The 12,629-nt window shown below is 60.8% G+C and carries 11 protein-coding genes; 8 read left to right on the top strand and 3 right to left on the bottom strand.

What is annotated here, in order from left to right; translation table 11 throughout:
- Positions 1-2 precede the first annotated feature (2 nt).
- The gene (locus ABDK74_RS08100) at positions 3-1,184 is read right to left on the bottom strand and encodes a globin domain-containing protein (protein WP_346003411.1); all 1,182 of its coding nucleotides are present in this window, start codon (positions 1,182-1,184) and stop codon (positions 3-5) included.
- Positions 1,185-1,264: 80 nt separating this feature from the next.
- Here ABDK74_RS08100 and ABDK74_RS08095 point away from each other — a divergent pair, with 80 nt between their 5' ends.
- Entirely contained in the window at positions 1,265-1,732 is a 468-nt protein-coding gene (locus ABDK74_RS08095) for an Rrf2 family transcriptional regulator (protein WP_346003410.1), read from the top strand.
- Positions 1,733-1,830: 98 nt separating this feature from the next.
- Positions 1,831-2,685 (top strand): shikimate dehydrogenase, encoded by an 855-nt coding sequence (gene aroE, locus ABDK74_RS08090; RefSeq protein ID WP_346003409.1) that lies wholly within the window; start codon positions 1,831-1,833, stop codon positions 2,683-2,685.
- A 74-nt stretch (positions 2,686-2,759) separates the two neighbouring features.
- Here aroE and dnaJ read toward each other — a convergent pair whose 3' ends face one another.
- Both dnaJ and dnaK read right to left on the bottom strand, forming a co-directional pair.
- Positions 2,760-3,902, bottom strand: a complete 1,143-nt coding sequence (gene dnaJ, locus ABDK74_RS08085) for a molecular chaperone DnaJ (RefSeq protein WP_346003408.1) — start codon at positions 3,900-3,902, stop codon at positions 2,760-2,762.
- Positions 3,903-4,047: 145 nt separating this feature from the next.
- Positions 4,048-5,952: a molecular chaperone DnaK gene (gene dnaK / locus ABDK74_RS08080; protein ID WP_346003407.1), complete on the bottom strand. Its 1,905-nt coding sequence runs from the start codon at positions 5,950-5,952 to the stop codon at positions 4,048-4,050.
- Positions 5,953-6,234: 282 nt separating this feature from the next.
- Between dnaK and ABDK74_RS08075 the strand changes: the two genes are divergently transcribed.
- The 6 genes from ABDK74_RS08075 (at position 6,235) to ABDK74_RS08050 (ending at position 12,597) form a co-directional block, all read left to right on the top strand.
- Complete coding sequence (locus ABDK74_RS08075; RefSeq protein ID WP_194253967.1) at positions 6,235-7,377, top strand: hypothetical protein; 1,143 nt, start codon at positions 6,235-6,237, stop codon at positions 7,375-7,377.
- A gap of 151 nt (positions 7,378-7,528) precedes the next feature.
- A complete protein-coding gene (locus ABDK74_RS08070) occupies positions 7,529-7,912 on the top strand; it encodes a glycerol dehydrogenase (RefSeq protein ID WP_194253966.1) in 384 nt (127 codons plus the stop codon).
- On the top strand, positions 7,912-10,131 hold the full coding sequence (locus ABDK74_RS08065) for a pyrroloquinoline quinone-dependent dehydrogenase (RefSeq protein ID WP_194253965.1): 2,220 nt from the start codon (positions 7,912-7,914) through the stop codon (positions 10,129-10,131). The genes ABDK74_RS08070 and ABDK74_RS08065 overlap by 1 nt, the downstream gene beginning before the upstream one ends.
- Before the next feature lie 192 nt (positions 10,132-10,323).
- Positions 10,324-11,508: a glycosyltransferase family 4 protein gene (locus tag ABDK74_RS08060; protein WP_346003406.1), complete on the top strand. Its 1,185-nt coding sequence runs from the start codon at positions 10,324-10,326 to the stop codon at positions 11,506-11,508.
- Positions 11,498-11,686: a hypothetical protein gene (locus tag ABDK74_RS08055; RefSeq protein ID WP_194253963.1), complete on the top strand. Its 189-nt coding sequence runs from the start codon at positions 11,498-11,500 to the stop codon at positions 11,684-11,686. The genes ABDK74_RS08060 and ABDK74_RS08055 overlap by 11 nt, the downstream gene beginning before the upstream one ends.
- On the top strand, positions 11,683-12,597 hold the full coding sequence (locus tag ABDK74_RS08050; protein WP_346003405.1) for a DMT family transporter: 915 nt from the start codon (positions 11,683-11,685) through the stop codon (positions 12,595-12,597). The genes ABDK74_RS08055 and ABDK74_RS08050 overlap by 4 nt, the downstream gene beginning before the upstream one ends.
- The last annotated feature ends 32 nt before the right edge of the window (positions 12,598-12,629 follow it).

The raw sequence follows: 12,629 nt of genomic DNA, 5'->3' as shown, positions 1-12,629 counted from the left end.
AGTCAGTCCGTCACGCCGGTATCCGGTCCAAACGTCTCGTAACGCAGGCGATTGGCCGGAACTCCGGCGCCCGGCAGGCCCTGCACCATGTCGCGCATGAAGCCTGTCGGCCCGCACAGATAGGCCGAGACGCCATCCGGCAGCTGCTCTGCGACCCAGGCGGCGGTCGGGTGTCCGTCTTCTGAAGTCAGACGCGTCACGACCTGGATGCGCCCTGCGGTATTGTGGGACAGTTCCGCCAGACGTGCCGCGAAGGGCGCGGTTTCGGTGGAATGGGCAACCTGTACGACCTGAACAGGCGTCGTGATGTCTGGTCCGGCCAGTGTTTCCAGCATTCCGATCATGGGTGTGATGCCGATCCCGGCGCAGATGAAGCCCAGCGGTCCCTCGATTTTTTCCGGCAGGACGAAATTGCCCGCAGGCGGTGAAAGCAGAAGTTCCGTGCCGACGCAGGCGTTGCTGTTCAGCCAGCCTGAAACAACTCCGTTCTGAACATGACGCACGCTGATGCGATAGCCCGTCCGGTTGGGGCTAGAAGTAATGCTGTAATTGCGGCGGGTCCGGCCATGGCCCGGAATGTCCAGATCAACGCCCAGATACTGACCCGGAACGGCGCTGATGACCGGCTTTCCGTCCACAGGCTCCAGTTCGAGCGACGTGACGGTCGCGCATTCTGCCGTGGCGCGCGCGATGCGGAAAGCCCGCCAACCCGTCCAACCTCCTTCGGTATGGGCGCTGCTGTCGTAAAGCTGATGCTCGCGACCGATCAGGATATCGGCCAGTGCCCAGTAGGCCCTGCCCCAGGCATCAAGGATTTCCGGCGTTGCGGCATCGCCCAGAACGACTGAAATCGCGTCGAGCAGAGCTGTTGCGACATGCGGATAGTGTTCGGGCTGGATTTCGAGACTGACATGTTTCTGGGCGATCCGTTCGACTGCCCCGCCCAGCACGCCCAGATTGTCGATATTTTTCGCATAGGCCAGCACGGCCATGGCCAGCGCCCGGGGCTGCATCCCTGTCGACTGATGGGTCGGATCGAACATTTCCGCAATCGTCGGATCGGCCAGCAGACGACGATACATTTCGGATGTGATGGCCACACCATGCGCTTCGAGTGCAGGGATGGTGGCCTTGATGATGGCGATGATGTCTGGCGTGAGACTGCGGTCGGCGGAAGTGGACATGAGCGGTCCCCTAAAAGGTGTATATAAAATACATCTTTATAAGCGTGACCTAATCCTGTCAATCTGGCAGAGGAGGCGCCATGCGTCTGACACTGCACACTGACTACGCCTTGCGCGTGCTGATCCATCTGGGGATTCACCATCCGGGCGCCCATGCCTCAGGCCGCGTTTCCATCCGTGAGATCGCGCAGGCCTACCGTATTTCTGAAAACCATTTGGTGAAGGTGGTCCATCGTCTGGGGCAGGGAGGTTTCGTCACCACCGTCCGTGGACGGGGCGGCGGGCTGGAACTCGCGCGGCCGGCTGCGGAAATCAATGTGGGCGCGGTCGTGCGCTTTACCGAGGACGATATGGCGCTGGTGGATTGCGAAGGCCGCAACAGCACGGATGGGCGGCCCTGCGTGCTGTCTCCGGCCTGTGTGCTGCGTAGCGTGCTGGGCGATGCGTTGGGGGCGTTTCTGGCGGTTCTGGACAGCTATACGTTGGCTGATCTGCTGACAGGGCGGGAGGCGGCCCTTCTGGGTCTGATTGTGCCCGTCGACGACTGAGACAGAAAATCGAGATTTCCGGAATGTGAATGGACCTTCTGCGCTCTCGGGCGTCATGTCATGTGCAAGCAAGACTGCACAGATCCGAGGAGCCTCTCATGAGCCAGCAGAATTTCCGCAGCATCCTGACGGGATCGTTCTCGACACCCTGCGACGACAACCCCACTGTCGCCATGATCGAGGCCGCTTACCAGCACCACGACATCGATGCGCGCTACATCAACTGTGACGTCAAGGCCGAGGGTCTGAAGGACGCCGTGGCGGGCGCCAAGGCTATGGAATGGGTCGGGTTCAACTGTTCCTTGCCGCACAAGGTCAAGGTCATCGAGTATCTTGACGAAGTGGCCGAATCCGCCCGGATCATCGGGGCCGTGAACTGCGTCTCCATCCGCGATGGCCGTCTGATCGGCGACAATACGGACGGCAAGGGCTTTCTGGCCTCTCTCAAAAAGGTCACGGACCCGTCCGGCAAAAAGGTTCTGCTTCTGGGTGCGGGTGGGGCCGCGCGCGCCATCGCCGTAGAACTGGGTCTGGCCTCCGCCGCCCATATCACCGTCATGAACCGCGACCCGAAAAAAGCCGAAATCATCGCTGCCCTCGTCCGGGACAACACGTCGGCCAAGGCGGATGTTCAGGCCTGGGACGGTGACGCCAGCGTGCCGCAGGACGTGGACATTCTGATCAATGCGACCTCCATCGGTCTGGGTGATGCCGAAACCATGCCGCCTCTGAAGGTCGAAACCCTGCGTAAGGGTCTGATCGTCGCTGATGTGATCCCGAACCCACCCAGAACGCGCCTGCTGCGCGAGGCGGAAAGCAAAGGCTGCACCGTGCTGGACGGGCTTGGTATGCTGGTCAATCAGGGCGTGATCGGCGTGGAGCACTGGCTGGGCAAAACGCTGGATGCCGGGGTGATGGAAAAGACCCTCAAGGATATTTTCGGCGCGGCCTGATCTAAAAAACTGACATAAAAAAACCCCGGTGCCCTTCCTGAAGGCACCGGGGTTTTTCGTAGGCCTGATAAAGATCAGCGACCTTCGAAGAAGTCGCGGACCTTGGCGAAGAAGCCACTGCTTTCGGGGCTGCCCTTGGCATGGTCGTCCCCGGCTTCCTTCTCGAATTCTTCGAGAAGCTCGCGCTGCCGCTTCGTCAGATGGCTCGGCGTCTCGACCGAGACCTGAATATACATGTCCCCACGGGCTGAGGAGCGCAGGACCGAGAAGCCCTTGCCGCGCAGACGGAACGTCTCGCCGGTCTGTGTTCCGGCAGGGATGCGGACCTTAGTACGGCCGCCATCCACGACCGGAACTTCCACTTCCGTGCCCAGAGCCGCCTGCGTCATGCGCAGCGGAACACGGCAATAGATGTTCGCCCCGTCGCGCTGGAAAATGTCATGCGACAGAACGGAGACGTGCACATACAGATCGCCCGGCTGCACGCCTTCGCCGCCAGCTTCGCCCTTGCCCGCCATGCGGATGCGGGTGCCATCCTCGACGCCAGCCGGAATGTCGATACTGATGGTTTCGGTCTTTGCCTGCGTTCCCGTGCCGTGACAGACCTTGCACGGATTGGCGACGGTCCGCCCCGAGCCATGACAGGTCGGGCAGGGGCGCTCGACGAGGAAAAAGCCCTGCTGCGCCCGGACCTTGCCTGCACCATGACAGGTCGGGCAGGTGGTGCTGCCCGCTTTGGGATCAGCTGAGCCCGAACCGTGACAGGACTCGCAGGCCACGCGGGTGCGGACCTCGACATCCTTCTTCACGCCCGTGAAGGCTTCCATCAGCGTGATTTCGACCTGAACCTGGACATCCGCCCCGGTCCGGCGTCCACCACCCCGACGGCCACCCATCATGTCTCCGAACATCTGGTCGAAGATATCGCCCAGACCACCCGCACCGGCAAAACCACCGCCGAAGCCGCCGCCCATTCCGCCCATGCCACCTTCAAAGGCGTCATGGCCGTACTGGTCATAGGCCGCGCGCTTTTGCCCGTCCTTCAGAACATCATACGCTTCGTTGATTTCCTTGAATTTCTGCTCGGCGGCATCGTCACCCGGATTACGATCGGGATGGTACCGCATGGCCTGCTTGCGGAAGGCTTTTTTCAGCTCGTCCGGCGAGGCCGTGCGGGAGACTTCAAGGGATTCGTAGTAATCGATTTTGATGGCCATGTTCGGTCCTTAGGGGGCGTTCCGGAAGGCGGTCCCTGTTATGGGCCGGAAAAACAAGAATGGCGCCCACCCCCTTGCGGGAACGGGCGCCCTCGGAAAACAGGGCCGGACGGAGCGTTGCGCTCCATCCGGGAAAGTCACCCGATCAGTGCTTCTTGTGGTCGTCTTCGAGGTCTTCGAAGTCGGCGTCGACGACGTTGTCGTCCTTCTTTTCCGCTTCCGGAGCAGCAGCGCCTTCTGCACCCTGACCGGCCTGATAGACAGCCTGACCAACCTTCATGGCAGCCTGCGTCAGCTTGTCGCTGGCAGCCTTCAGGGCGTCGAGATTTTCGCCACCCAGAGCTTCGCGGGCTTCGGCAATAGCAGCTTCCGCTTCGGACTTGTCAGCCGCCGGAACCTTGTCGCCACCTTCGGTGATGGACTTCTCGGTCTGATGGATGAGGCCTTCCGTGCTGTTGCGCAGCTCAACCAGTTCGCGCTTGGCCTTGTCGGCAGAAGCGTTGGCTTCCGCGTCCTTGACCATGCGGTCGATGTCGGAGTCAGACAGACCACCAGAAGCCTGGATCTTGATCTGCTGTTCCTTGTTCGTGGCCTTGTCCTTGGCGGACACGTTCACGATGCCGTTTGCGTCGATGTCGAAGGTGACTTCGATCTGCGGCATGCCACGCGGTGCCGGTGCAATGCCCTGAAGGTCGAAGTTGCCCAGCAGCTTGTTGTCGGCTGCCATTTCACGCTCGCCCTGATAGACCTTGATGGTCACGGCGTTCTGGTTGTCTTCGGCCGTGGAGAAGGTCTGGCTCTTCTTGGTCGGAATCGTCGTGTTGCGGTCGATCAGACGGGTGAACACGCCACCCAGCGTCTCGATGCCCAGCGACAGCGGCGTCACGTCGAGCAGCAGGACGTCCTTGACGTCACCCTTCAGGACAGCGCCCTGAACGGCGGCACCGATGGCGACCACTTCGTCAGGGTTGACGTTGCGGGCCGGTTCCTTACCGAAGAATTCCTTAACCGTCTCGATGACCTTCGGCATACGCGTCATGCCGCCGACGAGAATGACTTCGTCGATCTCGCTCGGGGAGACGGACGCATCCTTGATAGCTGCACGGCACGGGCCGAGTGTGCGCTGCACCAGATCGTCGACGAGGCTTTCCAGCTTGGCGCGGGACAGCTTGACCACGAGGTGCTTCGGGCCGGAGGCATCAGCCGTGATGAACGGCAGGTTGATCTCGGTTTCCTTGGAGGAGGACAGCTCGATCTTGGCCTTTTCAGCGGCTTCCTTCAGGCGCTGCAGGGCGAGTTTGTCGCCACGCAGGTCGATGCCCTGCTCTTTCTTGAACTCGTCGGCGAGGAAACCGATGATGCGGTTGTCGAAGTCTTCACCACCCAGGAACGTATCACCGTTCGTGGACTTCACTTCGATCACGCCGTCGGAGATCTCGAGGATGGAGACGTCGAACGTGCCACCACCAAGGTCATACACGGCCACCGTGCCGGAATCGCGCTTGCCAAGGCCATAGGCGAGGGCTGCTGCGGTCGGCTCATTGATGATGCGCAGGACTTCGAGGCCGGCGATCTTGCCAGCGTCACGGGTGGCCTGACGTTGGGCGTCGTTGAAGTAGGCCGGAACCGTAATGACAGCCTGCGACACACCTTCGCCAAGATAGGCTTCGGCGGTTTCTTTCATCTTGCCCAGAACATAGGCAGCGATCTGCGACGGTGCGTATTTCTCGCCGCGGGCTTCAACCCATGCGTCGCCATTGTCGCCACGGACGATGCCATAAGGCACCATTTCCTTGTCCTTCTGGACAGTCGGGTCGTCGTAACGGCGGCCGATCAGGCGCTTGACGGCATACAGGGTGTTGGAGGGATTGGTCACAGCCTGACGCTTCGCGGCCTGTCCGACGAGACGCTCACCCTTGTCGGTGAAAGCGACCATGGACGGCGTCGTGCGGGCGCCTTCGCTGTTTTCGATCACCTTGGTTTCGTCACCCTCGCGTACGGCGACGCAGGAGTTGGTGGTACCAAGGTCAATGCCAATGACTTTGCTCATGTAAAATCAGTCCTCTCAGCGGTCCGTCCCGGCCCTGTGAGGCACCGGATCGAACCCTATTGACGTCCCCAGACCCTCACGGGCCTGTGTTTCGACTACTGATCTAGGCAAGGCTGGAAGGTGTTTCAAGCACTTGGACGACACATTTCGTCGAGAATCTTGTCCTGTCTCGCAGTGAAAAGGGCATTCAAAAGAAAGATGGCGGTTTCAGATATGCGCGCCGCCCTTTAGTAAGGTCGGGCCTTCCGCTTTGCCTGCCAATGGGACAGTCTTCACACAGCTATGCCGAATCATCCCTACTTTCGTGCCACGCTGCTGGCTGCCCTGACCTGTTTTTCTGCAATCGGGCTTTCCGCCTGTGGTCCGATGGGGCCGGGGAAGCTGCGCAATGACCAGCTCGAATATTCCCGTGCGCTGGGGGATACCCAGAAGCACGAGATGCTGCTCAACATCGTGCGACTGCGTTACGCTGATCCGCCGACCTTCCTAGACACGACACAGGTCATTGCGGGGTACAGCGTTTCCAAGAGCGTCAGCGGCGGCTTTTATGCCTACCCGGCAACGGCGGTTGGGAATTACCTGTTCGGGACAGGCACGATGTCGATGGGGGAAAGCCCGACTTTCACCTATCAGCCCGTGACGGGGCAGCAATATGCCGAGAATGTGGTCCGCCCGATTTCGCCGACCGTCATCATGCCGCTCAGCCTTGGCGGTCTGCCGATCGACACGCTGCTGCGTCTGACGGCGCAGTCCATTGATGGCCTGTCCAATGTGCGGGGCCTCGGTGCGGGACCGTTCGGCGGCGGGTCCGTTCGGTTTTATCTGCTGCTGCACGACCTGCGTCAGCTTCAGGTCGCGGGAGCCATGACCATCCGGATCACGACCGATCCTGTGACGCCGACAGACAGCAAGAAGAACGGCGGCAAGTCCGACAGTAATGGTGGCGGCCCGGGTCCTGAGCGGTCCTATCTTGTTCTGACCTCCACTTCGGAAAGTAATCTGCTTGCGATTCAGGCGGAAGTGCGCCGTCTGCTGCATCTCGACCCGACGGCGGAAGAGGCCGAGATCGTCTATGGGCCTTATCCCAAGCATCCGGGTCAGATTGCGATCCTGACACGCTCAATGCTCGCGATGTTGACGCAGCTTGCCTATGAGGTCGAGGTTCCGGAAGGAGACATCAAGGCTGGTCGCACGCCGCCGACGATTGGTCAGGTTGGAATCGAGAATCGGCCGGAAGTCGTGATCCATTCAAGTAAGGAAGAACCTGACGGCCCCTATGCTGCCGTCAGCTATCACAATGCGTGGTTCTGGATCAGCGACCGGGATTTCCAGAGCAAACTGGCATTTACGATGGTGCAGGTTCTGGCGGCTCTTGCGGCAACGAATCATACGGGTGGCGCTGTTGTCACGATTCCGGCCGGGTAATAAGGATCACGGTTATTTGAATTCACCGAAATAAAACTGTATTCGCACACGCTTTTGTTAGAGTGAAACATAGAAATATTGCAAAAGAGCCGTAGCTTTCCTGAAAGTCCGGAATTACCGTCCGGGGTATCAGTGCAGGAGGCTTTCACCGATGCCAAATACTTATTATGGCAACAGGACCCTGACCGAGTGGCTCACGTTCGTGCTCGGGGTTGTTATCGTTCTGGTGGGTCTGTTCTTTGTCATCGAGGGTGCAGAACTCGCGATGCTGGGCGGCTCCGTCTATTACGTTTTGTGTGGCATTCTGCTGGTTGCCAGCGGCGTGTTCATGGTTCTGGGACGCACAATCGGCGCATTTCTTTATCTGGGTGCGCTTGCCTACACCTGGGTCTGGTCGCTGTGGGAAGTGGGTTTCAGCCCAATTGATCTCATGCCGCGCGCTATGGGTCCGACGATGCTGGGTATTCTTGTTTTTCTCACCATTCCGGTTCTTCGCCGACTGGAAACCCGCCGCACCCTGAGGGGAGCCGTCTGATGCGCAGATCCTATCTTCTCGCTACTGCAGCCTGCGTGACGCTGGCCTGCGTTCCGCTGGCCGCCAATGCCCAGTTCGCCCCCGCCGGAAGTGGCGGTTCGCCGACGGCTTCCGTTCCGGGCCCCGGCAATGCCGACGAGCCGACGGCAACGACTCCTGCCAGCACGAGCCGTTTTTCCGGCCCGTCTCCTTACGCGCCTCAGGCTCCGGGCGTGAATGCCGCCAACCTGCCGGATATCGGGTCCATGGACCCGAATGACGTGCCGCAGATGGTGCCGCAGCAGAGCGCTGCCCCTGCACAGGGTGACTGGTCTGCCTATGGTCGTGATGACAGCCAGACGCGCTACTCGCCGCTGTCCGAAATCACGCCGCAGAACGCCGATCAGCTCAAGGTCGCTTTCGTTTACCATACCGGCAGCTATCCGCGTCCGGGACAGGTCAACAAATGGGCAGCCGAAACCACGCCAATCAAGGTGGGTGACGGCCTCTATATGTGTTCGGCGCAGAACGACATCATGAAGCTCGACCCGGCAACGGGTAAGGAAATCTGGCGCCACAACATCAACGAGAAATACGAATCCATCCCCTACACCGCTGCGTGTAAGGGCGTGACGTATTTCACGTCGTCCCAGGTGCCGGAAGGTCAGCCCTGTCACAACCGTATTCTTGAAGGCACGCTCGACATGCGCCTGATCGCGGTTGATGCCGCGACCGGCAATCTGTGCGAGGGCTTCGGGCATGGTGGTCAGGTGAACCTGATGCAGGGTCTGGGCGAATCCGTTCCGGGCTTCGTATCCATGACGACGCCGCCGCCTGTCATTAACGGTGTGGTTGTGGTGAACCACGAAGTGCTTGACGGACAGCGCCGCTGGGCGCCGTCAGGCGTGATCCGTGGTTATGACGCCGAGAGCGGCAAGTTCCTGTGGGCCTGGGATGTGAATAATCCTAACGACCACAGCCAGCCGACCGGCAACAACCATTACAGCCGCGGCACGCCGAACTCCTGGGCTGCCATGACTGGCGATAACGCGCTTGGCCTCGTTTACGTCCCAACCGGCAACTCGGCTTCGGACTATTACAGTGCGCTGCGTAGCCCCGAAGAAAACAAGGTGTCCTCCGCAGTCGTTGCCATCGATGTGAAGACAGGCGCACCGCGCTGGGTCTTCCAGACGGCCCATAAGGACGTCTGGGACTATGACATCGGCTCGCAGGCGACGCTGATGGACATGCCCGGCCCGGATGGCCAGCCTGTTCCGGCGCTCATCATGCCGACCAAGCGTGGTCAGACCTTCGTACTTGATCGCCGTGACGGCAAGCCCATCCTGCCGGTTGAGGAACGTCCTGCTCCGTCGCCGGGTGTGATTCCGGGCGATCCGCGTACACCGACGCAGCCCTGGTCCACGGGGATGCCGGCCCTGCGCGTGCCGGACCTGAAAGAGACTGATATGTGGGGTATGTCCCCCATCGATCAGCTCTTCTGCCGCGTGAAGTTCCGCCGTGCGAACTATACGGGTGAGTTCACGCCGCCGAGCGTCGATAAGCCATGGATCGAATATCCGGGCTATAACGGCGGCAGTGACTGGGGCTCCATGTCCTATGATCCGCAGAGCGGCATCCTGATTGCGAACTGGAACATCACCCCGATGTACGACCAGCTCGTGACCCGCAAGAAGGCCGACCAGCTTGGCCTGATGCCGATCGACGACCCGAACTACAAGCCGGGTGGTGGCGGAGCCGAAGGTAACGGCGCCATGGACGGCACGCCTTACGGTATTGTCGTGACCCCGTTCTGGAACCAGTACACGGGCATGATGTGCAACCGTCCGCCCTACGGCATGATTACGGCCATCGACATGAAGCATGGCCAGAAGGTGCTGTGGCAGCATCCGCTGGGAACGGCTCGTGCCAATGGCCCGTGGGGTCTGCCGACTGGTCTGCCCTGGGAAATCGGTACACCGAACAATGGTGGCTCTGTCGTGACGGCTGGCGGTCTGGTGTTCATCGCTGCGGCTACAGATAACCAGATCCGCGCTATCGACGAGCACACCGGCAAGGTGGTCTGGAGCGCAGTCCTGCCGGGCGGCGGTCAGGCTAACCCGATGACCTATGAGGCCAATGGTCACCAGTACGTCGCCATCATGGCAGGTGGACATCACTTCATGATGACGCCGGTCAGCGACCAGCTTGTGGTTTACGCTCTGCCCGATCACAAGGGCTGATAAAACCGGGGGCTTCCGCTTCCGGGCAGACGAAGAGGGGTGGTTTTCGTGCCGGAAATGGCACGGGGGCCACCCCTTCGTCGTTCAGGATAGTCGTTTTTCCATTTTTCGGGTGGGAAGGGGATGCAGACCCGGCTACAGGCTGTTTTCGTCTGAAAATACTCCTTCCGGAACAGGCCCCGCAGAACCCTCATGACCGACCGCTCTCCCGTCATTCTTCAGGTTCTTCCGGCGCTGGGCACCGGCGGTCTGGAACGCGGGGCTGTCGAGATTGCCTCTGCCATCACACAAGGCGGCGGGACCGCGCTCGTGGCCTCGCGTCCGGGGCGGCTTCTGGTGCAGCTTCGTCATGCGGGCGGGCGGCATATCGACCTTGATCTGAAGATAAAATCGCCTTTCGCCGTCCTGCGTCGAGCACGGGATCTTCAGGCGATCATCCGGCGTGAAGGCGTGGACCTCGTGCACGCGCGTTCGCGGATTCCGGCTTGGGCAGCATGGATCGCGTGTCGCCGGGAGAACATCCCGCTCGTAACGACATGGCACGGCGTTCACGAGGCCACATGGTGGGGCAAGAAACTCTATAATTCCGTGCTGGCGCGGGGCGCGCGGGTCATCGCCATTTCGGAGTTCATTGCGGGCCGCCTGCGTAGCGAATACGGTGTGTCGGAAAGCCGTTTGCGCGTTATTCCGCGTGGCGCAGACCCGCAGGACTTCGAGCCCGGTGTGATTTCCGGCGAGCGCGTCCAGAAACTTGCCGAATCCTGGGGTGTGCTGCATGGCGAAGACGTCATTCTCATGCCCGCACGATTGACGGACTGGAAAGGGCAGGGCGTTCTGATCGAGGCGCTGGCGCTCCTGCGGGATCGGGCGGATACGGGGTGGATCTGTGTTCTGGCGGGGCCCGAGGGCGACCGGAAGTTTTCGCGCAGACTCCAACAGCGTGTGCGGGAACTCGGCCTTGAAGATCGGGTCCGGTTTGCCGGAACCTGCACGGACATGCCTGCGGCCTGTGATCTGGCGACCGTTGTCGTGGCACCCTCGCTCCGGCCCGAACCGTTCGGGCGGACGCTGGTCGAGGCGCAGATGATGGGCCGTCCGGTGATCGGTACGGCGCAGGGAGCCATGATGGAAACGATCCTGCCGGGCGAGACGGGTCTTGTTGTACCACCCGGTGATGCGGATGCTCTGGCGGATGCGTTGAAAAGCGTACTGGAAACAGATGAGGATGCGTTGAACTGGCTGGCGGAAAAAGCCCGCGCCCATGCCGTTGCCAACTATACGACAGACCTGATGCAGGCCCGGACGCTGGGCGTTTATGATGAACTTCTGGGCACCCATCTGCGGACGACATTCGAGGAACAGAACCATGACCGGTAAGGACGGAAAACCCACGGAGCAGATCATCCGAGACCGCGCTGCGGCCGCAAAGGAAGAGCGGGAAAGCCGTGAAGCCAAGGCGCTCCGGGCCAATCTGATGCGCCGCAAACAGCAGCAGCGTGCCCGTCCACAGGATGAAGTTGTCTCATCCCCCCCAACGAGCGCTGAGAGCCAGTGAAACGCAATTTTTCCATGCCGTCCCCAGAGGAGCTGGCGCTGACAGGCGTGACAGTTCTGTGGGGTGGAACATTTCTCGTGCTGCATACCGCCATGCAGCATTGCGGACCGCGGTTTTTCGTTTTTGTCCGTTTCATGATGGCGGCAGTTTTCGTCGGGCTGATGGCCAGGCGGAAACTGCTGGATTTCAACCGGCGGGAAATCTGGGCCGGAACCTTGATCGGCGTTACTCTGGCGATCGGATACGTGTTGCAGAGCGCAGGGCTGCACGACATCACCAGCAGTCGCTCCGCTTTCATTACGGCGCTGTATGTTCCGCTGGTGCCGATCTTTCAGTGGGCTTTCCTGCGCCGCGCGCCGCACCTGATGAGCTGGCTTGGGATCGGACTGGCGTTCGCAGGGCTGGTCTGTCTGGCGGGGCCGGCGGCGCTGTCGCTGTCTTTCGGTCGCGGCGATCTGCTGACGCTGTGTGCGGCGATTGCCATTGCAATCGAGATTGTCCTGATCAGCCTTTATGCACGCGGTGTGGACAGTCTGCGCATAACGGTCATGCAGCTTTTTGCCGGAAGTCTGTTTGCCGGGCTGATGGTCCCGGTTTCGGGAGAAGCGCTTCCGGCCTTCTCGTGGGTCTGGATCGCCTGTGCGCTGACTCTGGGCGGTTTGAGTGCGCTCGTGCAGGTCGTGATGAACTGGGCGCAGAAATCCGTTTCTCCCACAAAAGCAGCCGTGATCTATGCCGGAGAGCCTGTCTGGGGCGGGCTTGTTGGGTGGCTGGCAGGGGATCATCTGCCCCCGTCCACACTGCTGGGGGCCGTGCTGATCGTGGGTGGTGTGTTGACGAGCGAGCTGCGTCCACAATGGCTGGAAGCCCTGCTGAGCCGTTCGTCACGAACGCTCACGAAAAATGACTGATCCGACACATTGCGTGATCGAGCGTCGCTCGC

The organism is Gluconobacter sp. OJB (assembly GCF_039638275.1).
GTDB classification, from domain to species: Bacteria; Pseudomonadota; Alphaproteobacteria; order Acetobacterales; family Acetobacteraceae; genus Gluconobacter; species Gluconobacter cerevisiae.
Note: the sequence above shows the minus strand (reverse complement) of the source record. Positions and strands in the feature narration are given on the sequence as shown.

What these genes read in the sequence shown, in the direction of transcription:
- dnaK (WP_346003407.1), bottom strand. Translation starts at nt 5,952, where the DNA reads ATGAGCAAAGTCATTGGCATTGACCTTGGTACCACCAACTCCTGCGTC.
- ABDK74_RS08055 (WP_194253963.1), top strand. Translation starts at nt 11,498, where the DNA reads ATGACCGGTAAGGACGGAAAACCCACGGAGCAGATCATCCGAGACCGC.
- ABDK74_RS08060 (WP_346003406.1), top strand. Translation starts at nt 10,324, where the DNA reads ATGACCGACCGCTCTCCCGTCATTCTTCAGGTTCTTCCGGCGCTGGGC.
- ABDK74_RS08075 (WP_194253967.1), top strand. Translation starts at nt 6,235, where the DNA reads ATGCCGAATCATCCCTACTTTCGTGCCACGCTGCTGGCTGCCCTGACC.
- dnaJ (WP_346003408.1), bottom strand. Translation starts at nt 3,902, where the DNA reads ATGGCCATCAAAATCGATTACTACGAATCCCTTGAAGTCTCCCGCACG.
- ABDK74_RS08095 (WP_346003410.1), top strand. Translation starts at nt 1,265, where the DNA reads ATGCGTCTGACACTGCACACTGACTACGCCTTGCGCGTGCTGATCCAT.
- ABDK74_RS08070 (WP_194253966.1), top strand. Translation starts at nt 7,529, where the DNA reads ATGCCAAATACTTATTATGGCAACAGGACCCTGACCGAGTGGCTCACG.
- aroE (WP_346003409.1), top strand. Translation starts at nt 1,831, where the DNA reads ATGAGCCAGCAGAATTTCCGCAGCATCCTGACGGGATCGTTCTCGACA.
- ABDK74_RS08100 (WP_346003411.1), bottom strand. Translation starts at nt 1,184, where the DNA reads ATGTCCACTTCCGCCGACCGCAGTCTCACGCCAGACATCATCGCCATC.
- ABDK74_RS08065 (WP_194253965.1), top strand. Translation starts at nt 7,912, where the DNA reads ATGCGCAGATCCTATCTTCTCGCTACTGCAGCCTGCGTGACGCTGGCC.